The organism is Klebsiella sp. BDA134-6 (genome assembly GCF_015601345.1).
Taxonomy (GTDB): domain Bacteria; phylum Pseudomonadota; class Gammaproteobacteria; order Enterobacterales; family Enterobacteriaceae; genus Klebsiella; species Klebsiella grimontii.
This window is the reverse complement of sequence record NZ_CP064784.1, coordinates 559689-584618: the sequence shown is the minus strand read 5'-3', so window position 1 is coordinate 584618 and position 24930 is coordinate 559689. Positions and strand designations below refer to the sequence as shown.

General features: G+C 57.7%; 20 protein-coding genes. 10 read left to right on the top strand and 10 right to left on the bottom strand.

From position 1 onward, the window contains the following. The first annotated feature begins 25 nt into the window (after nucleotides 1-25). The 4 genes from pyrB (at nucleotide 26) to ridA (ending at nucleotide 3690) form a co-directional block, all read left to right on the top strand. Nucleotides 26-961 (top strand): aspartate carbamoyltransferase, encoded by a 936-nt coding sequence (pyrB, locus tag IYV58_RS02730; RefSeq protein ID WP_004098118.1) that lies wholly within the window; start codon nucleotides 26-28, stop codon nucleotides 959-961. A gap of 12 nt (nucleotides 962-973) precedes the next feature. Further along, nucleotides 974-1435 (top strand): aspartate carbamoyltransferase regulatory subunit, encoded by a 462-nt coding sequence (gene pyrI / locus IYV58_RS02725; protein WP_004128261.1) that lies wholly within the window; start codon nucleotides 974-976, stop codon nucleotides 1433-1435. Between the two features lie 259 nt (nucleotides 1436-1694). Beyond that, on the top strand, nucleotides 1695-3149 hold the full coding sequence (gene gbpA / locus IYV58_RS02720; protein ID WP_142447047.1) for an N-acetylglucosamine-binding protein GbpA: 1455 nt from the start codon (nucleotides 1695-1697) through the stop codon (nucleotides 3147-3149). Nucleotides 3150-3303: 154 nt separating this feature from the next. Then, a complete protein-coding gene (gene ridA / locus IYV58_RS02715) occupies nucleotides 3304-3690 on the top strand; it encodes a 2-iminobutanoate/2-iminopropanoate deaminase (RefSeq protein ID WP_004128256.1) in 387 nt (128 codons plus the stop codon). Between the two features lie 67 nt (nucleotides 3691-3757). On the opposite strand, the gene mgtA is transcribed toward ridA, so the two are convergent. Continuing rightward, a complete protein-coding gene (gene mgtA, locus IYV58_RS02710) occupies nucleotides 3758-6466 on the bottom strand; it encodes a magnesium-translocating P-type ATPase (protein ID WP_004128253.1) in 2709 nt (902 codons plus the stop codon). Nucleotides 6467-6611: 145 nt separating this feature from the next. Further along, nucleotides 6612-6665 (bottom strand): mgtA regulatory leader peptide MgtL, encoded by a 54-nt coding sequence (gene mgtL / locus IYV58_RS28555; RefSeq protein ID WP_219192905.1) that lies wholly within the window; start codon nucleotides 6663-6665, stop codon nucleotides 6612-6614. Between the two features lie 180 nt (nucleotides 6666-6845). Here mgtL and treR point away from each other — a divergent pair, with 180 nt between their 5' ends. The 3 genes from treR (at nucleotide 6846) to treC (ending at nucleotide 11048) form a co-directional block, all read left to right on the top strand. Beyond that, nucleotides 6846-7793 carry a trehalose operon repressor TreR gene (gene treR / locus IYV58_RS02705; protein ID WP_004128250.1) on the top strand — a complete coding sequence of 316 codons (948 nt, stop codon included), beginning with the start codon at nucleotides 6846-6848 and terminating at the stop codon, nucleotides 7791-7793. Between the two features lie 128 nt (nucleotides 7794-7921). Next, the gene (treB, locus tag IYV58_RS02700) at nucleotides 7922-9340 is read left to right on the top strand and encodes a PTS trehalose transporter subunit IIBC (RefSeq protein WP_004128239.1); all 1419 of its coding nucleotides are present in this window, start codon (nucleotides 7922-7924) and stop codon (nucleotides 9338-9340) included. Between the two features lie 52 nt (nucleotides 9341-9392). Further along, on the top strand, nucleotides 9393-11048 hold the full coding sequence (gene treC, locus IYV58_RS02695) for an alpha,alpha-phosphotrehalase (RefSeq protein WP_087829740.1): 1656 nt from the start codon (nucleotides 9393-9395) through the stop codon (nucleotides 11046-11048). A gap of 123 nt (nucleotides 11049-11171) precedes the next feature. On the opposite strand, the gene celB is transcribed toward treC, so the two are convergent. From celB to IYV58_RS02680, 3 genes are all read right to left on the bottom strand, one after another. Further along, nucleotides 11172-12527, bottom strand: a complete 1356-nt coding sequence (celB, locus tag IYV58_RS02690; RefSeq protein ID WP_004128234.1) for a PTS cellobiose transporter subunit IIC — start codon at nucleotides 12525-12527, stop codon at nucleotides 11172-11174. Between the two features lie 26 nt (nucleotides 12528-12553). Continuing rightward, nucleotides 12554-13861: a 6-phospho-beta-glucosidase gene (locus IYV58_RS02685; RefSeq protein ID WP_195729400.1), complete on the bottom strand. Its 1308-nt coding sequence runs from the start codon at nucleotides 13859-13861 to the stop codon at nucleotides 12554-12556. 79 nt (nucleotides 13862-13940) lie between these two features. Next, the gene (locus tag IYV58_RS02680; RefSeq protein ID WP_232391401.1) at nucleotides 13941-14204 is read right to left on the bottom strand and encodes a PTS sugar transporter subunit IIB; all 264 of its coding nucleotides are present in this window, start codon (nucleotides 14202-14204) and stop codon (nucleotides 13941-13943) included. A gap of 305 nt (nucleotides 14205-14509) precedes the next feature. Between IYV58_RS02680 and IYV58_RS02675 the strand changes: the two genes are divergently transcribed. The 3 genes from IYV58_RS02675 to nrdG all read left to right on the top strand — a co-directional run bounded on the left by IYV58_RS02675 (nucleotide 14510) and on the right by nrdG (nucleotide 18544). Further along, the gene (locus tag IYV58_RS02675; RefSeq protein ID WP_049113515.1) at nucleotides 14510-15253 is read left to right on the top strand and encodes a MurR/RpiR family transcriptional regulator; all 744 of its coding nucleotides are present in this window, start codon (nucleotides 14510-14512) and stop codon (nucleotides 15251-15253) included. A 369-nt stretch (nucleotides 15254-15622) separates the two neighbouring features. Continuing rightward, nucleotides 15623-17761 (top strand): anaerobic ribonucleoside-triphosphate reductase, encoded by a 2139-nt coding sequence (nrdD, locus tag IYV58_RS02670; protein WP_004128226.1) that lies wholly within the window; start codon nucleotides 15623-15625, stop codon nucleotides 17759-17761. A 318-nt stretch (nucleotides 17762-18079) separates the two neighbouring features. After that, the gene (gene nrdG / locus IYV58_RS02665) at nucleotides 18080-18544 is read left to right on the top strand and encodes an anaerobic ribonucleoside-triphosphate reductase-activating protein (RefSeq protein ID WP_004128223.1); all 465 of its coding nucleotides are present in this window, start codon (nucleotides 18080-18082) and stop codon (nucleotides 18542-18544) included. 152 nt (nucleotides 18545-18696) lie between these two features. Here the strand turns inward: nrdG and IYV58_RS02660 are convergent, their stop codons facing one another. The 5 genes from IYV58_RS02660 to IYV58_RS02640 all read right to left on the bottom strand — a co-directional run bounded on the left by IYV58_RS02660 (nucleotide 18697) and on the right by IYV58_RS02640 (nucleotide 24914). Beyond that, nucleotides 18697-20607, bottom strand: a complete 1911-nt coding sequence (locus IYV58_RS02660; RefSeq protein ID WP_195729399.1) for a BglG family transcription antiterminator — start codon at nucleotides 20605-20607, stop codon at nucleotides 18697-18699. Between the two features lie 22 nt (nucleotides 20608-20629). Then, on the bottom strand, nucleotides 20630-21781 hold the full coding sequence (locus tag IYV58_RS02655; RefSeq protein ID WP_195729398.1) for a lactonase family protein: 1152 nt from the start codon (nucleotides 21779-21781) through the stop codon (nucleotides 20630-20632). Between the two features lie 160 nt (nucleotides 21782-21941). Beyond that, nucleotides 21942-22682 carry a 2-dehydro-3-deoxy-phosphogluconate aldolase gene (dagF, locus tag IYV58_RS02650; RefSeq protein WP_004128216.1) on the bottom strand — a complete coding sequence of 247 codons (741 nt, stop codon included), beginning with the start codon at nucleotides 22680-22682 and terminating at the stop codon, nucleotides 21942-21944. Beyond that, nucleotides 22679-23797: a DgaE family pyridoxal phosphate-dependent ammonia lyase gene (locus IYV58_RS02645; protein WP_087829733.1), complete on the bottom strand. Its 1119-nt coding sequence runs from the start codon at nucleotides 23795-23797 to the stop codon at nucleotides 22679-22681. Before IYV58_RS02645 ends, dagF begins: the two co-directional genes overlap by 4 nt. Next, nucleotides 23781-24914 (bottom strand): amidohydrolase/deacetylase family metallohydrolase, encoded by a 1134-nt coding sequence (locus IYV58_RS02640; RefSeq protein ID WP_004128211.1) that lies wholly within the window; start codon nucleotides 24912-24914, stop codon nucleotides 23781-23783. The genes IYV58_RS02645 and IYV58_RS02640 overlap by 17 nt, the downstream gene beginning before the upstream one ends. Nucleotides 24915-24930: the final 16 nt, after the last annotated feature.

Here is a 24930-nt window from a genome sequence, read left to right as displayed (position 1 = left end):
TTTGCCCAGGCGTCAGGAGATAAACATGGCTAATCCGCTGTATCAAAAACATATCATTTCTATAAACGATCTCAGCCGCGAAGACCTTGAACTGGTACTGGCAACCGCAGCAAAGCTCAAAGCCCATCCACAGCCTGAGCTGCTGAAGCATAAAGTGATTGCCAGCTGCTTTTTTGAAGCGTCGACCCGCACCCGCCTGTCGTTTGAAACCTCGATGCATCGCCTGGGCGCCAGCGTGGTCGGTTTCTCGGACAGCAGCAACACCTCGCTGGGCAAGAAAGGCGAAACCCTGGCCGATACCATCTCGGTCATCAGCACCTATGTCGATGCCATCGTCATGCGCCACCCGCAGGAAGGCGCGGCGCGTCTGGCGACCGAATTCTCCGGCGGTATTCCGGTACTCAACGCCGGCGACGGCGCGAACCAGCATCCGACGCAGACCCTGCTGGATCTGTTCACCATTCAGGAGACCCAGGGCCGTCTGGAAAATCTTAACGTGGCGATGGTCGGCGACCTGAAATACGGCCGCACCGTTCACTCCCTGACCCAGGCGCTGGCGAAATTTAACGGCAACCGCTTCTACTTTATCGCGCCGGACGCGCTGGCCATGCCGCAGTACATCCTCGACATGCTCGACGAAAAAGGCATTGCCTGGAGCCTGCATAGCGCCATTGAAGAGGTGATGGAAGAGGTGGACATTCTGTATATGACCCGGGTACAGAAAGAGCGCCTCGACCCATCGGAATATGCCAACGTGAAGGCGCAGTTTGTCCTGCGCGCCGCCGATCTGGAAGGCGCCCGCGCCAATATGAAGGTGCTGCATCCGCTGCCGCGCATTGATGAAATCACCACCGATGTCGATAAAACGCCGCACGCCTGGTACTTCCAGCAGGCAGGCAACGGCATCTTCGCGCGCCAGGCCTTACTGGCACTGGTACTGAATAGCGATCTGGCACTGTAAGGGGAAAAAGAGATGACACACGACAATAAATTACAGGTAGAAGCCATCAAACGTGGCACCGTTATCGACCATATCCCGGCGCAGGTCGGCTTTAAGCTGCTGACCCTGTTCAAACTGACCGAAACGGATCAGCGCATCACCATCGGCCTGAACCTGCCGTCAGGCGAAATGGGCCGCAAAGATTTAATCAAAATCGAAAACACCTTCCTGACCGACGAGCAGGTCAACCAGCTCTCCCTGTACGCGCCGCAGGCTACGGTGAACCGCATTGATGATTATGAAGTGGTCGGTAAATCCCGCCCGCATCTACCGGACCGCATTAACAACGTACTGGTTTGCCCCAACAGCAACTGTATCAGCCACGCCGAGCCGGTGTCCTCCAGCTTTGCGGTGAAGAAACGTGAAAACGATATCGCGCTGAAGTGCAAATATTGTGAAAAAGAATTTTCACATCATGTCGTTCTGGCAAACTAAATGCTTCGGTAGCAGACCCAGCAATGGGTCTGCTAATAAAACGATACGTTAAATAATCCGCGCAAAGTCAACTCACAGACCGTTTGCAAGATAATCAATATCTCTCACTATACCATCATTTATTATCCAGGTGTCTGACGGTTATATATAATGATTATTGATATTGCTCATTAAATATCACCCGTATTGCTCTCGTTTTTTTCTCTTCATACACTCCAGAACGCTTTCCATTATTTATTAATTAATCACTGGATGAATTATGAAACTGAAGAAAATATCGCTCTATACGGCAACATTATTATTTACCTCCTCAGCATTGGCTCATGGCTATGTGGAATCTCCGCCAAGTCGGGCCTACCAATGTAATACAGGGAAAAACACGGACTGCGGTCCGGTGCAGTGGGAACCGCAAAGCGTTGAGCAAGCAAGCGGTTTTCCTGAAGGCCCGATGCCGCCTGACGGGCAACTGGCCAGCGCGGGTAAAACCAACTTCTCGCAGCTGGATAGCCAGAGCCCGACCCGCTGGTCGAAAACCAGGATAAAGAGCGGTAAAAATAATTTTGTCTGGCACCATTCTGCGCCCCACAGAACCGCTAACTGGCGTTATTACATTACCAAACAAAACTGGGTTCAAAATAAGCCGCTGACGCGCAGCGATTTTGAAAGCAAGCCCTTTTGTCAAATCGCCGGTAACGGCGTAGCGCCGGCAATACAGGTCACCCATTCCTGTAATGTCCCCGAGCGTACCGGCTATCAGGTTATTTATGCCGTGTGGGAAATTGCCGATACGGCAAATAGTTTCTATCAGGCCATTGATGTCGATTTTGGCAGCACCAGCGATGACAGCGCAGACGAATCACTCTGGACAACGCAGCTGTCAGGCCAGCTGACTGGGAAGGATCTCCATGCTGGTGATAAAGTCGTTGCCCATTTCTTTAACGCGAGCGGCGAAGTTTATTCGTTACAAACGGAATTAACGATCGCCAGCGATGCGCAGGGGCAAAACAGCCAATGGTCTTACGATCTGGCGGAAGCCATTAATACCGCGCACGAAGGCAAGCTGCGCGCCGGGGTAAAGGAGGGCGATGGCAATATTAACCCGATCCATGGCGTTAACCAGGTCTATGTGCCGCAAGACAGCGCGGTACAAAGCGTCACGCTGACCTATGCCGAATCGCAGTCAGACGATAGCGCGAAAGAATCTCTGAGCATTACCAACGTCAGCGCAACCAAAATCGAAAACGGGAAAGCGACGGTGACCTTTAACGCCACGGCCAACGGTAAAATGCACCTTACCGCCGCCGTCAGCAATCATGCGGGCACGGAGAAAGGGAGCATTCAGCAAACGGTAGATAATCGCACCCTGACGTTAACTATTCCTCTAAGTCACGTTCAGGCTGGCCATCATATGCTGCGCTACAATGCCAGCAATGAGCAAGGCGCCATCATCGGCCAGGGGGTCATTAACCTGATGCTGGAAGAGAGTGCGCAACCGACGCCAGCGCCTGCGGGCAAGTATGACTACACCTTTCCGGAGCAGCTGAAAAGCTATACGGCAGGCACCCGGGTTTTACAGCCTAAAGACGGCAAAGTGTACCAATGTCGCCCACTCCCCTACAGCGGCTACTGCGTGCAGTGGAGCCAACACGCCAACCAGTACGAACCGGGCGTCGGGTCGGCCTGGACGGCGGCATGGACTGAAGTCACCCGCTAATTTCGTTCTGTAGATTCATGCCTTAAGCGGATAGCGCCCTGCGTTATCCGCTGCTCTGCTTCGCAAAATGCGGCCTGTATAATGATAAAGCAGTCAGCACTCTTTATAATGGCCAACGCCAGTCAGATTACCTTTAAATATTTCAGGAGAACTCATGTCTAAAACTATCGCGACGGAAAATGCACCCGCAGCCATCGGCCCGTACGTTCAGGGTGTTGATCTGGGTAATATGATCATCACTTCCGGGCAGATCCCGGTAGACCCGAAAACCGGCAGCGTGCCGGAAGATGTCGCCGCTCAGGCACGTCAGTCGCTGGAAAACGTGAAAGCTATCGTAGAAGCCGCGGGCCTGAAAGTTGGCGATATCATTAAAACCACCGTTTTCGTGAAAGATCTGAACGATTTCGCCACCGTTAACGCCGCCTATGAAGCCTTCTTCACCGAGCACAACGCCACCTTCCCGGCGCGCTCCTGCGTAGAAGTGGCGCGTCTGCCGAAAGACGTGAAAATTGAGATTGAAGCGATCGCCATTCGTCGCTAATCGTAGACAGTATGAACAAAGGCAGCCCGTGGCTGCCTTTGTTGTTTCTGCACGTAAAGCGCCTCGCTCACTGCCAGCCGTAGCGACGGCTGTAGAAGCCTTTGACCATCTGCGTCAGCGTCATATAGCCCGCAAGGATCGCAATCAGCCACGGGAAGTAGCTGAGCGGCAACGCCTGAAGCTGCAGGTAGCCCGCCAGCGGCGAGAACGGCAGCGCAATTCCCACCACCATCACCAGCAGCGTCATCACGATCAGCGGCCAGGCCGCGCGGCTCTGGATAAACGGGATCCGCCGCGTACGGATCATATGCACAATCAGCGTCTGCGACAGCAGGCCAACCACGAACCAGCCGGACTGGAACAGGGTCTGATGTTCCGGCGTGTTGGCGTGGAATACCCACCACATCAGGCAGAACGTCAGAATATCGAATATGGAACTGATCGGCCCAAAGAAGACCATAAAGCGGCCGAGATCCGCCGGGTTCCAGCGCTGCGGTTTACGAATCTGCTCATCGTCCACGTTATCGAACGGGATCGCGACCTGGGATACGTCGTACAGCAGGTTCTGGATCAGCAGATGCAGCGGCAGCATCGGCAGGAACGGCAGGAAGGCGCTGGCCACCAGCACGCTAAAAACGTTACCGAAATTGGAGCTGGCGGTCATTTTGATGTACTTGAGCATATTGGCGAAGGTCCGGCGGCCTTCAATAACCCCCTCCTCCAGCACCATCAGGCTCTTCTCCAGCAGGATGATATCCGCCGCCTCGCGGGCGATATCCACCGCGCCGTCGACGGAAATACCGATATCCGCCGCGCGCAGCGCCGGGGCGTCGTTAATGCCGTCGCCCATAAAACCCACCACATGTCCTTCGCGTTTCAGTAGGGTCACGATACGCTCTTTGTGCAGCGGCGCCAGGCGAGCAAACAGGGTGGTACGTTTTGCCAGTTCGGCCAACTCATCATCGTTCAGCGCTTCAACCTGGCTGCCGATAACCACGTCCCCCGCATCCAGCCCCACTTCGTGGCAGACTTTGGCCGCCACCAGCTCACTGTCGCCAGTGAGGATTTTGACCGTAATGCCGCTGGCCTTCAGCGCCTTGAGCGCCGGGGCGGTAGTCTCTTTCGGCGGGTCAAGGAAGGCGATATAACCTTCGAGGATCAGATCTGACTCATCCGCGCGCTGGTAGTCGCCTTCGCGTGCGGGCAGGTACTTCGTCGCCACCGCCACCACGCGCAATCCCTGGCGGTTGAGGGTGTCGGTGACGCGACGGATGCGCCGTAGCATGGTCTCGTCCAGCGGTACGATGTCGCCGTTATAGCGCACTTGGGTCGAGACGTTGAGGATCTCCTGCAAAGCGCCTTTGCAGATCAGCTGGTGAACGTTGTCCTGCTCCTGCACCACCACCGACATACGGCGACGCTCAAAATCGAACGGGATCTCATCCACTTTTTGCCAGCGTTCCGCCAGCCCGCGCGCTGACTCCAGCTCTACGCCCTCCAGCACCGCGGTATCGAGCAGATTCTTCAGCCCGGTCTGATAGTGGCTATTCAGCCAGGCGGTATGCAGCACCCGTTCGCTCACTTTGCCGGAGACATCGGTGTGATTCTCCAGCACGATTTTATCCTGCGTCAGGGTACCGGTTTTATCGGTGCACAGAATGTCCATCGCGCCAAAGTTCTGTATCGCGTCGAGGTGCTTGACGATCACTTTCTGTTTCGACAGCTTCACCGCCCCGCGCGCCAGGGTCGAGGTGACGATCATCGGCAGCATTTCCGGGGTCAGACCCACCGCGACGGAGAGCGCGAACAGCGCCGCCTCCCACCAGTCGCCTTTGGTGTAGCCGTTAATCAGCAGCACGATCGGCGTCATCACCAGCATAAAGCGGATCAGCAGCATGCTGACCCGGCTGATGCCTTTCTGAAAGGCGTTCGGCTCGCTTTCCTGCTCGCTGACGCGACCGGCCAGCTGGCCAAACCAGGTGCCGCCGCCGGTGGCGAAAACGATGGCCTGCGCCGATCCGCTCACTACGTTGGTACCCATAAAGCACAGGGTGTCGCACTCCAGCGGGTTCGTCTGTAGCGGGTCGCGGGTGCGGGTCACCTTTTCGACCGGCAGCGATTCCCCGGTCAGCGAGGCCTGGGCGACAAACAGGTCGCGCGCCTGAATGACGCGCAGATCTGCCGGAATCATGTCTCCCGCCGATAGCTTGACGATATCTCCCGGCACCAACTGGTCGATGGGCAGCTCGCACCAGCGGCTTTCACCCTGCTCATTCACCACCCGCAGGACCGTCGCGGTGTTGCTGACCATCGCCTTCAGGGCGTCCGCGGCTTTGGTCGAGCGGGCTTCCTGGATAAAGTTCAGCAGCGTGGAGATCCCCACCATCAGGGCGATAACCGCCGCGGCAAACAGATCCTCCGTCGAGTAGGAGACGATACCCAGAACGGTCAGCAGCAGATTGAAAGGATTGCGGTAGCAGCTCCACAGATGCACCCACCACGGCGACGGCTTCTGCGCCGGGATCTGGTTTTCGCCATACTGCGCGATTTTCTGCGCCACTTCGCCTTCGTTTAGCCCTTCTGGATGACTGGCGAAAGCGCGCCAGATTTCATTCTCATCCATTGCCGCCACGTTCAGGCACTGCTTGCCGAGAGAATCCGGGATCGGCGCGCTCGCCAAATTGCGAGCATCGGGTAGCGGATCGCGTTGCACTAAACGATGCGGTAAATGGCGGCCAAGCTGGGCAAACAGCTGGCGGGTAAAATTTTTCAACATAAACAGTCCCTCCGCGCTCGCGCGAGCGAACGCAGCGCAACCGACAGGCGCGAGTAAACCTTACCTGTCAGGCATATTATTTTTATGGCAGGGACATCAAGGACGTCGCTGCTTTACGCTTCCGGTAAAGCAACGCTAAGCGGGATTACCGGAAAAAAAGATGGCTCCATCGAGGATCGGGAGTGGGTTCGGGGTCCATAAAATCTCCGGTAAATGAATACAAACGGCGCGAATTATATCGTCACCGATACTCTATTTGTGGCTATTATGGCGATGATACCCCCGGGTAGCTAAACCAGACGTAAACCAGACTTTGCTCATTGTGGTTTCCTTGAGTAGCATTAGGCTCACTTTAATCGGACCACAACGAGAACCCTGCATGCAAAACCGGCTGACCATCAAAGATATCGCGCGCTTAAGCGGCGTCGGGAAATCGACGGTATCCCGCGTGCTTAATAACGAAAGCGGCGTTAGCGAACGCACCCGCGAACGGGTCGAAGCGGTGATGCAACAGCATGGATTTTCGCCTTCGCGCTCCGCCAGGGCGATGCGTGGTCAAAGCGACAAAGTCGTGGCGATTATCGTCACCCGCCTGGATTCACTCTCAGAAAATCTTGCCGTGCAAACCATGCTTCCGGCTTTTTACGAACAGGGCTACGATCCGATTATGATGGAGAGCCAATTCTCTCCGGCGCTGGTCGAGGAGCATCTCGGCATGCTCGCCCGGCGCAATATCGATGGCGTGGTGCTGTTTGGTTTTACCGGCATTCATGAAGAGATGCTCACCCCGTGGCGGGAGACGCTGGTGCTGCTGGCCCGCGACGCGCCCGGAATCGCCTCCGTCTGCTATGACGATGAAGGGTCGATCAGGATGCTGATGCAGCGCCTTTACGAGCGTGGACATCGCCATATCAGCTTCCTCGGCGTGCCGCATAGCGACGTGACCACCGGGCAGCGCCGCCACCAGGCCTACCTCGATTTCTGTCAGAAAAAACGCCTCACTCCCCTCGCCGCGCTGCCGGGTCTGGGCATGAAACAGGGCTACGAAAGCGTCGCTGAGGTGCTGTCGGCAGAGACCAGCGCGCTGGTCTGCGCAACCGATACTCTCGCGCTGGGGGCCAGCAAGTATCTCCAGCAGCAGGGAATCGATCGTCTCCAGCTTGCCAGCGTTGGCAGCACGCCGCTGATGAAGTTTCTCCACCCGGAGATCCTGACGGTCGATCCCGGCTATGCCGAATCCGGACGCCAGGCGGCACAGCAGCTGATCGAGCAGATCGCCGGCAACCGTGAGCCCCGTCAAATCGTGATTCCCGCCGTACTGAATTAACCCCGCAGGAACGATTTATGTGATCTTCACTGCGTTTCGGGAACGTTCCCATTTTGCAATTTAAGCGGAGCGAGTAGGATCCGTCTCAAGTTAAATGCAACCTCTCCCCTCGGTCATGAGGCCTCATCATGAGTAAAGTGAATCAGCAGGACATCGATAAACTTATCGAACTGGTGGGCGGGCGCGACAATATCGCCACCGTCAGCCACTGTATTACCCGTTTGCGCTTTGTGCTGAATAATCCGGCCATCGCCAAACCGAAAGACATTGAACAGCTACGCATGGTGAAGGGCTGCTTTACCAACGCCGGACAGTTCCAGGTGGTGATCGGCACCGAGGTTGGCGACTACTATAAAGCGCTTCTGGCGACTACCGGCCAGGCCAGCGCCGACAAAGAGCAGGCCAAAAAAGCCGCGCGGCAGAATATGAAATGGCATGAACAGCTCATTTCACACTTCGCGGAGATCTTCTTCCCGCTGCTGCCTGCGCTGATCAGCGGCGGCCTGATCTTAGGCTTCCGCAACGTGATCGGCGATCTGCCGATGAGCAACGGCCAGACGCTGGCGCAAATGCACCCGTCGCTGAAAACTATTTATGACTTCCTGTGGCTGATTGGCGAGGCGATCTTCTTCTACCTGCCGGTGGGTATCTGCTGGTCCGCGGTCAAGAAAATGGGCGGCACGCCGATCCTCGGCATCGTGCTGGGCGTCACGCTGGTCTCTCCGCAGCTGATGAACGCCTACCTGCTGGGCCAGCAGGTGCCGGAAGTCTGGAACTTTGGTCTGTTCACCATTGAGAAGGTCGGCTACCAGGCGCAGGTTATCCCGGCCCTGCTGGCGGGACTGGCGCTCGGCTTTATCGAAACGCGGCTGAAACGCATCGTGCCTGACTATCTCTATCTGGTGATCGTACCAGTCTGTTCGCTGATTCTGGCAGTCTTCCTCGCGCACGCTTTTATCGGCCCGTTTGGCCGCATGATTGGCGACGGCGTGGCCTGGGCCGTGCGTCATCTGCTAACCGGCAGCTTCGCGCCGATTGGCGCCGCGCTGTTCGGCTTCCTGTACGCGCCGCTGGTGATTACCGGGGTTCATCAGACCACGCTCGCCATCGATATGCAGATGATACAGAGCATGGGCGGGACGCCGGTATGGCCGCTGATTGCGCTGTCCAACATTGCCCAGGCGTCGGCGGTCGTGGGAATCATCATCGCCAGCCGTAAACAGAACGAACGTGAAATCTCCGTTCCGGCCGCCATTTCCGCCTACCTCGGCGTCACGGAACCGGCCATGTACGGTATCAACCTGAAGTACCGCTTCCCGATGCTGTGCGCGATGGTCGGTTCCGGTCTTGCCGGGCTGCTGTGCGGCCTGAACGGCGTGATGGCCAACGGTATCGGCGTCGGCGGCCTGCCGGGCATCCTCTCTATCCAGCCAACCTACTGGCAGGTTTACGCGCTGGCGATGGCCATCGCCGTAGTGGTACCGATTGTCCTGACGACGGTCGTTTACCAGCGCAAATTCCGCCAGGGCACCTTACAGATTGTCTGACTTCTTATTTTCGGGGCGCCCAGGCGCCCCCTTGCTGTAGCAGGAACGTGATATGAATACCCTTCCCCTCTGGTGGCAAAACGGCGTTATTTATCAAATCTATCCGAAGAGTTTCCAGGACACCACCGGTACCGGAACCGGCGATCTGCGCGGCGTCACCTCCCGCCTCGACTATCTGCAAAAGCTCGGCGTGGACGCCATCTGGCTGACGCCGTTCTACGTCTCGCCACAGGTGGATAATGGTTACGACGTCGCCAACTATACCGCTATCGACCCAACCTACGGCACGCTGGACGATTTCGACGAACTGGTCACTCAGGCGCACGATCGCGGGATCCGCATCGTGCTGGATATGGTGCTGAACCACACTTCGACCGAACACGCGTGGTTCCGCGAAGCGCTCAATAAAGAGAGTCCGTATCGCCAGTTCTATATCTGGCGCGACGGCGAACCCACCACGCCGCCCAACAACTGGCGCTCAAAATTTGGTGGTAACGCCTGGCAGTGGCACGCCGAAAGCGAGCAGTACTATCTGCATCTGTTCGCCATTGAGCAGGCGGACCTGAACTGGGAAAACCCGGCGGTACGCGCGGAGCTGAAAAAAGTGTGCGAGTTCTGGGCCGATCGCGGCGTCGACGGCCTGCGCCTCGATGTGGTCAATTTGATCTCCAAAGACCAGACCTTTCCGTCCGATACGGATGGCGACGGCCGCCGCTTCTATACCGACGGTCCGCGAGCGCACGAATTTTTGCAGGAGATGAGCCGCGATGTCTTCACCCCGCGCAACCTGATGACGGTCGGCGAAATGTCCTCCACCACGCTTGAGCATTGCCAGAAGTACGCGGCGCTCGACGGCGGTGAGCTATCGATGACCTTTAACTTCCACCATCTGAAGGTGGACTATCCCGGCGGCGAGAAGTGGACGCTGGCGCGCCCGGATTTTGTGGCCTTGAAAGCGCTGTTCAGGCACTGGCAGCAGGGGATGCACAATCGCGCGTGGAACGCGCTGTTCTGGTGTAACCACGACCAGCCGCGCATCGTCTCCCGCTTCGGCGACGAGGGTGAATACCGCGTCCCGGCGGCGAAAATGCTGGCGATGGTGCTCCACGGTATGCAGGGCACGCCCTATATCTATCAGGGCGAAGAGATCGGCATGACGAATCCGCACTTTACGCGCATTACCGATTATCGCGACGTTGAGAGCCACAACATGTTCATCGAACGCGCGGCGCAGGGCCAGGATCCGGATGAACTTCTGGCGATTCTGGCCAGTAAATCGCGCGATAACAGCCGTACGCCAATGCAGTGGAACAGCGCCGATAACGGCGGTTTTAGCGCAGGCGAGCCGTGGATTGCGCTGTGCGATAACTATCGCGAGATCAACGCCGAAGCGGCGCTGGCGGACCCGGAATCGGTGTTTTATACCTATCAGCAGCTGATTGCGTTGCGCAAGAGCGCGCCAGTGCTGACCTGGGGCGACTATCAGGACCTGCTGCCGGAACATCCGTCCCTGTGGTGCTATCGCCGTCAGTGGCAAGGGCAAACGCTGGTGGTCGTGGCGAACCTGAGCCGCGAGTTCCAGCGCTGGCAGCCGGAAGTGATGAGCGGCGAATGGGGGATGCTGATGAGCAACTACGCGGAAGCGGCAAACCGTCCTGCTGATATGACCCTGCGTCCGTTTGAAGCGGTATGGTGGCTGCAGGAGTAACCCCTCCCCGGCTTGCGCTGAGAGTCCCGGGTCGCGCTGCGCTTACCCGGGCTACAGGTTCACCATCGTCTGCGAGCCAGTAGCCCGGACAGGCGCGTCAAGCGCCGCCTCCGGGAATATGCTTTAAATACGATCGGCCGCAGACAGCGTCGCGCTGGCTTCCGGCTGCGCTGACGCCTGCTCTTCTTTTGCCTTCAGGCGATCCCATGCCCGGAAGAACGGATAGTAGATCACCAGCGAGATCGCCAGGTTCACCACCTGCAGCACCGCACCGGAAACGTGCCCTCCGGTCGCCAGATAGCCACTCATAAAAATAGGCGTGGTAAACGGCAGCGCAATCCCCGCCGGCTTCATCACCAGCCCGGTGGCCATCGCGGTATACGAGACAATCACCAACAGGACTGGCGTCAAAATAAACGGCAGGAAGAAGTACGGGTTCATCACCAGCGGAATGCCGAATACCATCGGCTCGCTGATATTGAACAGCGCCCCCGGCGCGGCAATTTTCCCTAGCTGTTTCATCTGCTGGCTACGGCTGCGCAGCAGCATAAAAATCACCAGCCCCAGCAGCGCCCCGGTACCGCCGGGCGCAATCCACAGGTCATAAAACTGCTGGGTGATGATATGCGGGATCGGCAGCCCATTCTGAAACGCTTCCAGGTTCTCCGACATATTCGACAGCCAGACCGGGCGAATAAACACCAGCACAATGGTGTCGCCGTGCAGCCCCAGGGTCCACAGGATGCCAATCAGGATCACTGAGATAATCATCCCCGGCAGCGAACCGCCGACGTGCGACATTGGAATACCAATCAGCGTGGTGATCATGCTATTGATATCACCGAACGGCGAGGCTTCGACGATCAGGCGCAGCGCCAGCACCACGGCCAGCACGCAGAAGCCGGGGATCAGGGCGAGAAAAGATTTCGCCACCGCGGGCGGTACGCCATCTGGCATGCGGATCACCAGATTACGGCTGGCCACCAGGCGGTAGATCTCCGTGGAAAGCAGCGAAATCACAATCGCCACAAACAGTCCCTGGCTGCCAATCATCCCTACCGGCAGCACGCCTTTGACGATTTGCGCCGCCGAGCCATCTGCCGGTGTAAAAAGCGTCACCTGCGGGATCGTCATCACAAACGCCACCAGCGACATCGCCCCGGCGCTGAGCGGGTCCAGGGTGCGATATTTTTCCGCCAGCCGGTAGGCAATGCCGAAGGCCGAAAGCAGCGCCATGATGTCATAGGTCGCTTTGACCGGGTACAGCATTTTGTCGCGCCAGGCATCGCCAAATACGCTGGCCATCATCTCACCGTAGCCGGGAATCGGCAGGTAGGCGAATATCAGGAAAAACGAACCAATCAGCATAAACGGCATATTGAGAATAATGCCGTCGCGTACCGACAGGACATGCTTCTGACCGCCGATTTTCAGCGCGGCGGGCATGACATAGCGTTCAATAAATGAAGTACGAGACATAGTGGTATCCCCGAAGGCGGAAAAGTTTAGTTAAACTGCGTTAACCAGGGGCGGTTGATGGTTAACACCTCATCAAGCAGCGCCCGGGCATCGGTCACATTCCCAACCAGCGGGTTACTTACCAGCGCCAGCAGCGCGCTATCCCGGCAGCCGTGAACCGCGGCCTCAATCGTCAAGCGCTCGAAGGCTTTCACCTGTTGCGTCAGTCCGTTCATGATCGGCGACAGCGCGCCAAAGGCCAGCGGTCGTGCGCCCTGCGCGTCAATAATGCTGTTAATTTCCACCACCGCATCATCATCGAAGCCGTGGATCGCGCCGTTGTTGCGGGTGTTGACGACCATCTCTTTGCCAAGATTGTTGTAAATGGCGTTAATCAGCTCCACCGCCACTTCGGAGTAGTAGGCCCCACCGCGAAAGCTCAGCTGTTCGGGCTTTTCATCCAGCTCAGGCCGGGCATAAATATCAAACAGCTCCTGTTCCACCTTCATCACCTGTTCCGCGCGGGTGCCTTTGGTTTTCGCCGCCTCAATCTCTTCCGCCAGCATGGCTGGCGTCAGCCAGAAATAGCGGTGATAGGGACAGGGAATCGCCTTCAGGGCCCGCAGAAACTCCGCCGGCCACGGCAACGATTTAATATTGTTCATCGACAGTGATTGACCGTCGCACAGCATGTCGAGAACCTTACCGGTGACATCCTCCCGCCCCTGCATCACCTTGTGTACCCAGACCATATGATTTAACCCGGCGAAGCTCAGCCTGACCTCCTCTGCCTTTGCCTCCAGCATGCCGGCGATCATATGCTGCATGTTGATGGGCACGTTGCACAGGCCGATGATTTTAGCGCTGCTGTAGCGGCTCACCGCCTCCGTCACGATCCCCGCTGGATTGGTAAAGTTGAGGATGAAGGCGTCGGGTGCCAGCGCCTCAACTTTGCGCGCGACCTGCAAGATCACCGGAATGGTGCGCAGCGCCTTAGCAAAGCCGCCGATGCCGGTGGTTTCCTGGCCCAGGAGGTTATATTTCAGCCCCAAACTCTCATCCGCCGCCCGCGCCGCCAGCTGCCCAACCCGCAGCTGGGTCAGGACGAATTTAGCGCCGCGAATGGCCTCATCCAGGCTGAAATGCACGCTAACCTTAACCTGTTCGAGACCATGGCGCTTTAGCATACGCTGGGCCAGCCCGGCGATAATCACCACTTTCTCGCGCCCGGCTTCGACATCGACCAGCGCCAGTTCCGTGACCGGAATCTGCTGATGGCGAAGGATAATGCCTTCGATAAGTTCCGGCGTATAGCTGCTGCCGCCGCCGATGACGGCAATTTTCAATGTTTGCATAGTGGCCTCATTTTTGGCGTACAGATCCCCGCGCAAGGCCGCAGCGGCTTTGCGAAATGAACGCGTTGATGGGAAAGCGTTAGTGGTTCAGCAGAGCGAGCGCTTTATCAAGGACGGCGGCCCCGCGCATCATGCCGTAATCTGCCATATCGATTACCGCAACGGCTTTCCCGTGCGGGGCAGCAAGCTCGGTCAATCGGGCCGCTTCGTACTTCACCTGCGGCCCCAGTAAAATCACGTCGGCATTTGGCAACTCGCGTTCAAACTCGGCGACGGGCACGGCATAAATTTCCAGCGCCAGCGCGCGCTGCTGCGCCTCGGTTTTCATTTTGTTAACCAGCATGCTGGTGGACATTCCGGCGGCGCAGCACAGGACGATACGTGGCATAATTCCTCCCAATGGGTTTTGCTTGAGCGAGTGCTAAATAAGCACCATCGACTATAGGGCGAGGTGCGGGTATCGGTGAAGGCTATATGAAAATTTTTTTCACGTACGTGATCGAGGCGTTATTTTTCGCCTCTTTACCCCGGCATAAAAGCGAAACCGGTCATAATCTCAGGCATTGCGGGTGATTAAGTGGTATAAAAAGCCATCATTATTTGAAAAACATTTTCAATCAGGCGGTGGCGGAGAAAGAGGCTAAAAGCATGGATATCGTAGGGCAGTTACAGGAAGGCATGACGCGCTTTAGCGCTCAGGAATCAAGGGTCGCGGCATTTATTCTGCAGAATTTAAGCTTTACCGCCAGCGCTTCGATTGATGAACTGGCGGTGCGCGCTGGCGTGAGCGCAGCCACAATTACCCGCTTTGCCCGCTCCGTCGGCTGCGAGGATATTCGTGATTTGCGCAAGCAGCTGGCGCAGGCCTGCGAACGTCGCACCAGTTGGCTAAACGAGGAGAGCGCCGCGCTGCCGGCCGCGTGGCGCGACAAGTTAAGCCTGATTAGCGCAAATCTGGAGCAGCAGCTGGTCAGCACGCCCGAATCGACGCTGCAAAAGCTACGCACGCGCCTACAAAATGCCCGCGCCGTGCACTGTTTCGCCCTCGGCGCGCAGGATATCGCGCTGGCGACGCTGCTTCAGCACCAGCTGCTCTCCATCGGTATCGTGATTAATCTCTGCCAGGACAGCGCCCTGATGCGGATGGTAGCCAGTACCCTCAGCGACGATCATCTCCTGCTGGTGCTGGCAACCGGCGAGGCCGACGCGATTTTGCAGGGCGCTACCCTGCTGGCCCGGGTACAGGAAGCGACGATTTTCGCTCTCACTCCGGCCAACCACGCGTTGAGCAATATGGCCTCCGCGCTGTTGCCTCTGCCTGAGAATGCGCAGGCCGCGCGTTACGCCCTGCTGCTGCTGGTCGACCTGCTTAACGACGCGCTGCTCGCCTGACGTTATCCCTTTCAGGCCTGAATTTACTGCGTTCAGGCCCCATTTCTGCTTATTTTATAAGCGGATAAATTTACATTAAGCGCAAGTGCCCATCATTCCTGCTCTCCTCTTTTTACTTTGTTCTGCATCAATAAAATTGCAAACATCTTTGATGCAAAGCACTACATATAGAACTTAAAATGCGTCCCGGCCCCACATATTGTATTAATAGTCTATTATGTCACCACGCCCATCGTACTCAGGCGGTGATGGGATGTGGATAAAAAGGGCCGGGATCGGAGGGAAACGGCGGCAGCTATAGCGCCTCGTGGCTTCGATTGACCTTCCGCCTCTGTGGATAACCTGTTCTGTAAAAATTATGGAGTGATCATGACACCGCATGTGATGAAACGCGATGGCTGTAAAGTGCCGTTCAAGTCAGAGCGCATAAATGAAGCAATTCTACGTGCAGCTAAAGCAGCGGGAGTCGATGACGCAGACTATTGCGCCACCGTCGCAGAAGTCGTTAGCCAGCAAATGCAGGGCCGCGCCCAGGTGGATATCAGCGAGATCCAGACCGCGGTTGAGAACCAACTGATGTCCGGTCCGTACAAGCAGCTGGCGCGCGCCTACATTGAATATCGCCACGACCGCGATAGCCAACGTGAAAAGCGCGGTCGTCTGAACCAGGAAATTCGCGGCCTGGTTGAGCAGACCAACTCGGCGTTACTCAACGAGAACGCCAACAAAGACAGCAAAGTCATCCCTACCCAGCGCGATCTGCTGGCAGGTATCGTCGCCAAGCACTACGCGCGCCAGCACCTGCTGCCGCATGACGTGGTGATGGCCCACGAGCGCGGCGTGATCCACTATCACGATCTCGACTACTCCCCGTTCTTCCCGATGTTCAACTGTATGCTGATCGATCTTAAAGGCATGCTGACCCAGGGATTTAAAATGGGCAACGCCGAGATTGAGCCGCCGAAGTCAATCTCTACCGCTACCGCGGTGACGGCGCAGATTATCGCTCAGGTCGCCAGCCATATTTATGGCGGTACGACCATCAACCGCATCGATGAAGTACTGGCGCCGTTTGTTACCGAAAGCTTCAATAAGCACCGTAAAATTGCCGAAGAGTGGCACATCCCCGATGCCGAAGGCTACGCCCGTTCCCGCACCGAGAAAGAGTGCTACGACGCCTTCCAGTCGCTGGAATATGAAGTGAACACCCTGCATACCGCCAACGGTCAGACGCCGTTCGTGACCTTCGGTTTTGGCCTTGGCACCAGTTGGGAATCGCGCCTGATTCAGCAGTCCATTCTGCGCAACCGCATCGCAGGCCTCGGTAAAAATCGCAAAACGGCGGTGTTCCCGAAGCTGGTCTTCGCCATTCGCGACGGCCTGAACCACAAGTTCGGCGATGCGAACTACGACATTAAACAGCTGGCGCTGGAGTGCGCGAGCAAGCGTATGTACCCGGACATCCTCAACTACGATCAGGTAGTGAAGGTGACCGGCTCGTTCAAAACGCCGATGGGCTGCCGCAGCTTTCTCGGCGTGTGGGAAAACGAGGACGGCGAACAGGTGCACGATGGCCGCAATAACCTCGGCGTTATCAGCCTCAACCTGCCGCGCATCGCGCTGGAAGCGAAGGGCGACGAAACAGAGTTCTGGAAACTGCTCGACGAACGCCTGCAGCTGGCGCGTAAAGCGCTAATGACCCGCATCGCCCGCCTGGAAGGGGTGAAGGCTCGCGTGGCGCCGATTCTGTATATGGAAGGGGCCTGCGGCGTGCGTCTGAAAGCGGACGACGACGTTTCAGAGATTTTCAAAAACGGCCGCGCGTCGATTTCGCTGGGCTATATCGGCATCCATGAAACCATCAACGCGCTGTTCGGCAACAAGCATATGTACGATAGCGCAGCGCTGCGTGAGAAAGGCGTCGCCATCGTTCAGCGCCTGCGCGAAGCGGTAGATCAGTGGAAAGACGAGACGGGCTATGGATTTAGCCTGTACAGCACGCCGAGCGAAAACCTCTGCGACCGCTTCTGCCGTCTCGATACCGCTGAGTTCGGCGTCATTGAAGGCGTGACCGATAAAGGGTATTACACCAACAGCTTCCACCTTGACGTGGAGAAGAAGGTGAACCCTTACGACAAAATCGATTTTGAAGCGCCTTATCCGCCGCTGGCTAATGGAGGCTTTATTTGTTACGGCGAGTACCCGAATATTCAGCACAACCTGAGAGCGCTGGAAGACGTCTGGGATTACAGCTATCAGCACGTACCCTATTACGGAACCAATACGCCCATCGATGAGTGCTATGAGTGCGGCTTTACCGGCGAGTTCGAGTGCACCAGCAAAGGCTTCACCTGCCCGAAATGCGGCAACCACGATGCTTCTCGCGTATCGGTAACCCGCCGCGTGTGCGGCTATCTCGGGAGCCCGGACGCGCGTCCGTTCAACGCTGGCAAGCAGGAAGAAGTGAAGCGCCGCGTGAAGCATCTGGGTAACGGGCAGATCGGTTAATTCCGCGCGATTTGGCCCCTAACCTTCTCCCCAACGGGGAGAGGGTACCGACCAGTCGCCGTTTGGCCATTCCCGGATCGCGGCGCAAAGCGCCTTATCCGGGCTACAACCGCGTATGCGGCTTTTCGTAGCCCGGCCGAGCGCAGCGACGCCGGGAGCCGTTCCCTTTACAAATGCAAAGCCCCTCCGTTTTCGCAAAGCAATTAGCGTCAGAGCAAGGCGGCAAACGAGGGAATCCCCGGGAGCGTACATTAAGTACGTGACTGGGGTGAGCGAGCGCAGCCAACGCGGCTATGGCGTTAATTGAGAAGCGAAAAAATGAATTACCATCAGTACTACCCGGTAGATATTGTTAACGGTCCGGGCACCCGCTGCACCCTGTTTGTCTCCGGCTGCGTTCACGAATGCCCCGGCTGCTACAACAAAAGCACCTGGCGGCTAAATTCCGGCATGCCGTTTACCCCCGAGATGGCCGACCGCATCATTGCCGACCTCAACGACACGCGCGTTAAGCGCCAGGGGATCACCCTCTCCGGCGGCGACCCGCTGCATCCGCAGAACGTCCCGGAGATCCTTAAGCTGGTGCAGCGCGTTCGCGCCGAGTGCCCCGGTAAAGACATCTGGGTATGGACCGGCTACACGCTTTCCGAACTTAACGACGCGCAGATGCAGGTGGTGGATCTCATCAACGTGCTGGTTGATGGCAAATTTGTGCAGGATCTCAAAGACCCGGCGCTAATCTGGCGCGGCAGCAGCAACCAGGTGGTGCATCACCTGAGATAGCCTCCCGCTACAGCCGTTTATTGACTTTCCGGTAGACGGCTAATTTGTCTCGTTTCCCACAGCAATCGCATAAACCATCACCCCCTCATCCCGAACCTGATATACCAGACGGTATTCCGAAGCGCGCACGGCTCGAACTCTGACAGCGCCTCTCAAAACCGGCTGACGCACTCCATCGCCACCGCTTTAAACTCATCAAAGCTGCGGGTGACGGCGAGGCGGGCCATAGCGCGTTCGCGCAGGAAGGTAACGAAAATATCGTAGATCGCCATCGCTTCTTCATACTCGCTTTTGCTGATGGCAAGCAGGAAGATGATATGCGCGGTTTCATCGCCCCAGGCGATGCCGTGCGGCGCAATCACGGTATAAACCACGGTCTTTTTCGCCAGCAGGCCGAGGGCGTGGGGCAGCGCGATGCCGTCGCCGAGCATGGTGCTGACGATAGCCTCACGCTCCACCACCGAATCATGGAACTCCGCGCCGACAAACCCCTCCCGCTGCAGCTGCTGGCACAGCGTGGCAAACAGCGTCTGCCGATCCATCGGGGCATCAATTACCTGAAAGTGAGTCTCATCAAAATACTTATTCAGCATCCAGGGACGCGTGCGGTCCACCAGCACAAGCTTGCCGATTTGGTCGAGCTGATAGTCGGTAGGAAACGGCGCAATGGTCACCACCGGCTTATCTTTCTCGCTGATGCGCACGGTGGAGATGACAAAATCTTCCGCGATCTCTTGCCGCTGTTCATATTCGCGCTGCGAGAGGGTGGCGGCAATTTCCAGCTGCGGATACTTTCGCTGAAGAATAGCTTCAATCATCCGCACCATCGCGTTGCTGGTATCGCACACCAGCAACACCTGCGGCTGACGCTGGTAGCCGATATTGTAATGGCGCTCCAGCCCGACGCCGATATGCAGCACCAGAAAGCCAATCTCATTTTCGCTGATGGCGTAGGGGGTATATTTTCCCCAGCTGGATACCGCCGCCAGGGTCATGTCCCACGCCATCGGATAGTGCTGCTTGATGTTATCGAGCAGTGGATTAGGGATCATTATCTGGTAGCGCACGCGGGTGATCATGGTCTTAATATGGGTCAGTAAATCCGCATGCAGCTGGGCGTCGTCCAGCAGATTGTAGTTATATTGCTGATTGATATAGCGCAGGATGTAGTTCACCAGCGCTTCGTCGTCGTCGGCGCTGATGGTGCCCGGATCGACGTCCTGCACCTGGCGGGCGGCAAGATGGACGCACAGCCACTCCTCTTCCGCCGCAGCAAGCGGTTTACCCGCCAGCTGTTGCAGGGTATTCGCCAGCTCGCGGGCGGTGTCGCGCACGTTCTGCGCCACATCCTCGGCGCTAAAGTCGGCCAGCGGATACCCTTCACTCACGCGGCGCACGGCAACCGCACCGTACAGGCAGACAAAGCGTTCTCCCGCGTCAGTCAGGCGCACGTGATGACGGGTCAACGTCTCCTGCAGCACGCCTGCCAGCAGCGCCGGTACGCTGGCGTCAAACGCCTCTTCGCCGATAAGCGGGTTCAGCGGCCCTTGCTGGCTCAGCTCCCACAGCAGATCGGTCAGGCAGGCGCGAATGGAGACCTCGCTGCCGAACAGCTTCATACCGTGGCGCGGACGCGTCTCGAGGGTGAGTTGATAACGCTGAAAACGTTCGCGTACGTCGACCATGTCGCCCTGTAAGGTGGCGCGGCTGACGAACCACGCATCGGCCAGATCCTCCAGCTTGATAGAAAACGCGGAGGTTAAAAAGCGCACCAGCAAAAAGTGGCTGCGATCCGCCGCGGTTCGCGGGATGTGCTGCGCTTTCGGCGCGCTCTCTTCCAGCGTCTGATAGCGCGACGGATCGTGAATCACCAGTTGATAACCGCTGCCGCGAGTAAGGGTGAACTGCGCGCCGTAGTGCAGCAGCAGCGCGTTCAGCGCGGTGATGTCCGCGCGCACCGTGCGAGTAGAAACCGACAGCCGCTGCGCCAGCTCCTCCTGCGGCAGCGTTTCGTTTTGCAACAGAGTAAACAGCTGCGCTAAACGTTGATTGGGAAATCGCATGTCAGTTCCTTTTTCTTACGGCTCAGGGTTGAGCGGATATCACCATCTGCGACGGGGCGCCGACCGGAGTGTAGTCCGGGGAGAACGTCAACCTGCCATCCTTCGGCGCGACGCGGAAACGGGTAATGTTGTCGCTACGCTGGTTCATGACGTACAGCCACTGCCCCTGACTGTCCAGGGTCAGCGTGCGCGGGTAGTCGCCGCGGGTCCAGATATCTTCCTGGTGGCTCAGGCTGCCGTCGGCCAGCACCGTAAAGTGGGCGATGCTGTTATGCAGCCGGTTGGCGACGTACAGCTGCTTGCCGTCGCGGCTCAGGACCAGGCCGGCGGCAAAGCTGGTGCCCTTATATTCTTTAGGCAGCGTCGAGACCGTTTTCCCCTCGCGCAGAAGGCCGGTTTGCTTATCAAGATGATAGAAGGTAAGCGTCGATGCCTCTTCGTTAATCAGCCATAGTCCGTCGCCCTGCGGCGTAAAAACAAAGTGGCGCGGCCCGGCGCCGGGAGATGAGGCGTCAATAAATGGCGGATCGTTCGGCGTCAGCTTGCCGCTGGCGTTATTCAGCCGGTACTGATAGATCCGGTCCAGCCCCAGATCGGTGGAATAAACGAACTTACCGCTGGGATCGGCGGCAATCATATGGGCGTGCGGGCCGTTATGATCGCTAATGGCAAAACTGCCTTCGACGGCCGCCGCCGGGCGTTCCGCGCCAGCAGGGCCTTGATCCTGATGTATATCCACCGCTTCACCCAGGTTACCCTCTTCGTTCACCGGGAGCACCGCGATACTACCGCTGACATAGTTTGCCACCAGCAGATGGCGGCCATCGGGGGTCAGGGAGAGATAAACCGGACCGGCGCCGCCGGAAGCGACCTGATTGAGCTCGCTCAGTTCGCCGTTGCTGCCGATGCGCCATGCCTGAACCACACCTTTGTCCACTTCGCTGGCGGCGTACAGGGTTTTGCCGTCCGCCGAGACGGTGAGCTGGGCAAGATTAGGCAGCTTAGCAACTAGCGCTTTATCTCGCAGCGCTCCGGTCTGGCTATCGATGGTAAAGCGGTACAGTCCTTCACCATTGGGGTTATAGGTGCCGACCCAGGCGTATTGGGTTTGCGCAGCGGCGCTGGCGGCGAGTAGAGAGAGTGAAGCAACAAGCAGATGACGAGCGGTTGGCATGGTGGCTCCTTGATGGTTCGCTGAGGGTTCCCCTCACCCTAACCCTTTCCCCAGAGGGGCGAGGGAACAGTTCGGTATTCTCCCGCCCGATCGGCGCAAAAGGCACCGTCTGGTTATCTCCCTCTCCCTTTGGTAGAGGACCGGGGTGAGGGCAACGGCGCTATTTGACTAACTGTTTGGTGATCGAAAGCAGCTGACGCACATCCGCCGGGCGGGTGTTACCGCTGGCTTTATCAATAATCGAACTGTAGATATGCGGGATAATTTTACTCACGCCGGCATCCAGCGCGATCTGCAGGATCTCGCCATAATTTTCCAGATCGATCCCGCCGGTCGGCTCCAGCCAGAAATCATAACGGGCGCAGGCCTCGGCCACCGCGATAAACTCGTCGCGATGCTTCAGCCCACCCATCGGGAAATATTTAATCGAACTGCCGCCCATATCTTTCAACAGCGCAATCGCGGTTTCCAGCGGTACGATGCCGTCCGGCGCGCCGCTGCTAAGCGGACCGGTGGAGATCTTCACCATGCCCGGCGTACCGGTTGGCGACACCAGACCGTTGACCACGGTTTCGTCCTGCCCCAGCAGCGCGCGGCTGGTCGCCACGCCGGTAAATACCTGATTAACGTGCTGCGGCTGCACCTGGCGCGAAATTTCGCTGACCATCGCCGACTGGTTCGGGTCACCGGCACCCAGTCCCACGGAGAGCGCGTTATCGATCCGCAGCGCGTATTCCCGCATATCGGCCACCGCGCTGGCGACGTCCGGGTAATTTTTGGAGAGCACGCCCACCAGTACATGACCTTCCGCCGCCTCATAAATCTCGCTGGCGTTATCTTTGCCCCCCGCCAGCACGTTCAGGCAGACGCGGTCACGATAAAAATTAGGGGTCAGTTTCATGCGTTTTTCTCCTTGTTCAAAACTTCTGCGATGCGACGGGAGACAATCTCCAGCTGCTGCGCGTTCACGCTGCGGACATCGGCTTCAATAATGCCTTCATTAGCTTTATAGCCACGGAAGTAGATGGCGTATTCGCCCTGCTTCAGCGCATTGACCAGATCGCCGGTATTGACGCCGGTCACCGCTTCATCAAACTTAATCTCTGCCCGCGCGATATCGCGGCCGGCGCTGTCCCAGACCACGCGCGCCGTCACGCCATTAAGCGTATTAAGCTGCTGAATAAACGGCGTCATCTTGGCCACCATCTGCTCACCGCTCTCTTTGCTCGCCGTCAGGTAATGTTCGATGGCGCAGGTCAGGCCGAGAATCCCCTCTTTGCCCACCTTCATCGCCCGACCAATGCCGTTCGACTGGCGTTTGACCCACTCAACGTATTGGGTTTTGCCAATCACCAGCCCGCTGGTCGGCCCTTCGATCGCCTTCGCGCCGCTATAAATCACCAGATCGGCGCCGGCACGATAGTAGGCCTGGAGATCTTCCTCCGCCGCCGCGTCGACAATCAGCGGCAGATTATGGCGCTGCGCCACCTCGGCCGCTTGCGCCACGTTGAGCATGCTTTTCTGCACGCAGTGATGGGATTTGATATACAGAATGGCCGCGGTGCGTGGGGTAATCGCCGCCGCCAGCTGCCCGGCGGAACATTCGTTGGCGTAACCCGCTTCCACCAGCCTGCCGCCGCCCAGCGCCACCATGGTGCCCACCGGCGCGCCAAAGTTGACGTTATGACCCTTAGGCAGCACGATTTCGTTGTTTTCGATCGGCGCCACGTGCAGGTTTTCCAGTAGCCAGTCGCTGTCTTTTACCAGCACCGCCGCCACCGACTGGGCAATGCCCGCCGAGGCGCAGGAGACGACGGTCGCTCCTTCCACGTCCAGCAGCTTCGCAATATACGCGCCGGTTTTGTTGACCAGATCTTTCATCTCGAAATACTGGTTCATGCCCGCCATCGCGGCCTCCACCACTTCCGGCCGCGGCGTGGAGACGCCGAGAATGGTCATACGGCCGGAGGTATTAATAACCTGTTTTAAATCATATTTCTCAAAAATCGAAGGCATTTTCCGCGCTCCCTTGTTCGGTCATATAGCCCTTGCCCGCGCGAACGGCGGCAAGCGGCTGCAGAATCGTGTCGGTCTGAAGGCTCTCTTTTTCCGCATCCACCAGCACCGTCGGCGTCTGCGCGAGGGTAAACAACGTAAGATCGGCGTCGTAGCCCACCTCCAACCGCCCTTTATGAGAAAGACGCAGGCCGTCTGCGGCGTGAGCGGTCACGCAGTCGATGACCTGCGGCAGCGACATCCCGATGGCGAGGAATTTCGACATCACCAGCGCCAGCGAGCGCACCGGGCCGTCGATACGGTTGCGGCAGTAGATATCGGAGCTGATGGTGTGCGGTAGAATGCCCATAGCAATCGCCCGCCGCGCCACTTCAAAGCTGAAGCTGGCGGTACCGTGGCCGATATCAAGGCGCACGCCGCGCTGTAGCGCGCGGGAAATCGAGCTTTTCAGTTCGCCGGACGGCGTCAGAATACGATTGGGTTTACCGTTGTAGCAGTGGGTAATGATGTCACCGGAGGTCAGCAGGTCGGCGATTTCATCCAGGTCGGGCGGATTGTTGCCAATATGCACCATCAGCGGCAGGCCGCCGTTTTCCTGCTGCATCGCCTTCGCGCGCGCCAGCGGCGTAATGCCGTTTTCGCCCACCACGCTGCTGCTCATCCGCGCCTTCAGGCCAACGATAAAGTTCGGATAGCGGTTGACCGCCTGCTTCACCACATCCGCGTCGATATTCGCCATATTGGCCAGTTCATTCTGGGCAATCAGCCCGACGCGGGAGATATTAAGCAGGGCATAAACCTCAGTCGCGGCTTTGCGGGTCAACTGGTAGAAATCATCCACGTCGTCCGCACCGGTGCTGCCCGCGTCAATCACGGTGGTCACGCCGGTAGCAATCCCCACGCTGTCCGGCTCATCATGGTAAATCGGCGAGTTCGGATAGCAGTGAACATGGGAGTCAATCCAGCCCGCGCTGACATAACAGCTGCCGTCCAGCGCAATAGTTTTGCGCGCAGGGGCGCTAATCTCGCCAAGCGCCGCGATTTTACCGTCCCGGATGGCGATATCGGTCAGGGTATCGTCGACGAGGCGCGCACGGCGCAGGAGTAAATCAAACATATCTCTCTCCTGTTAA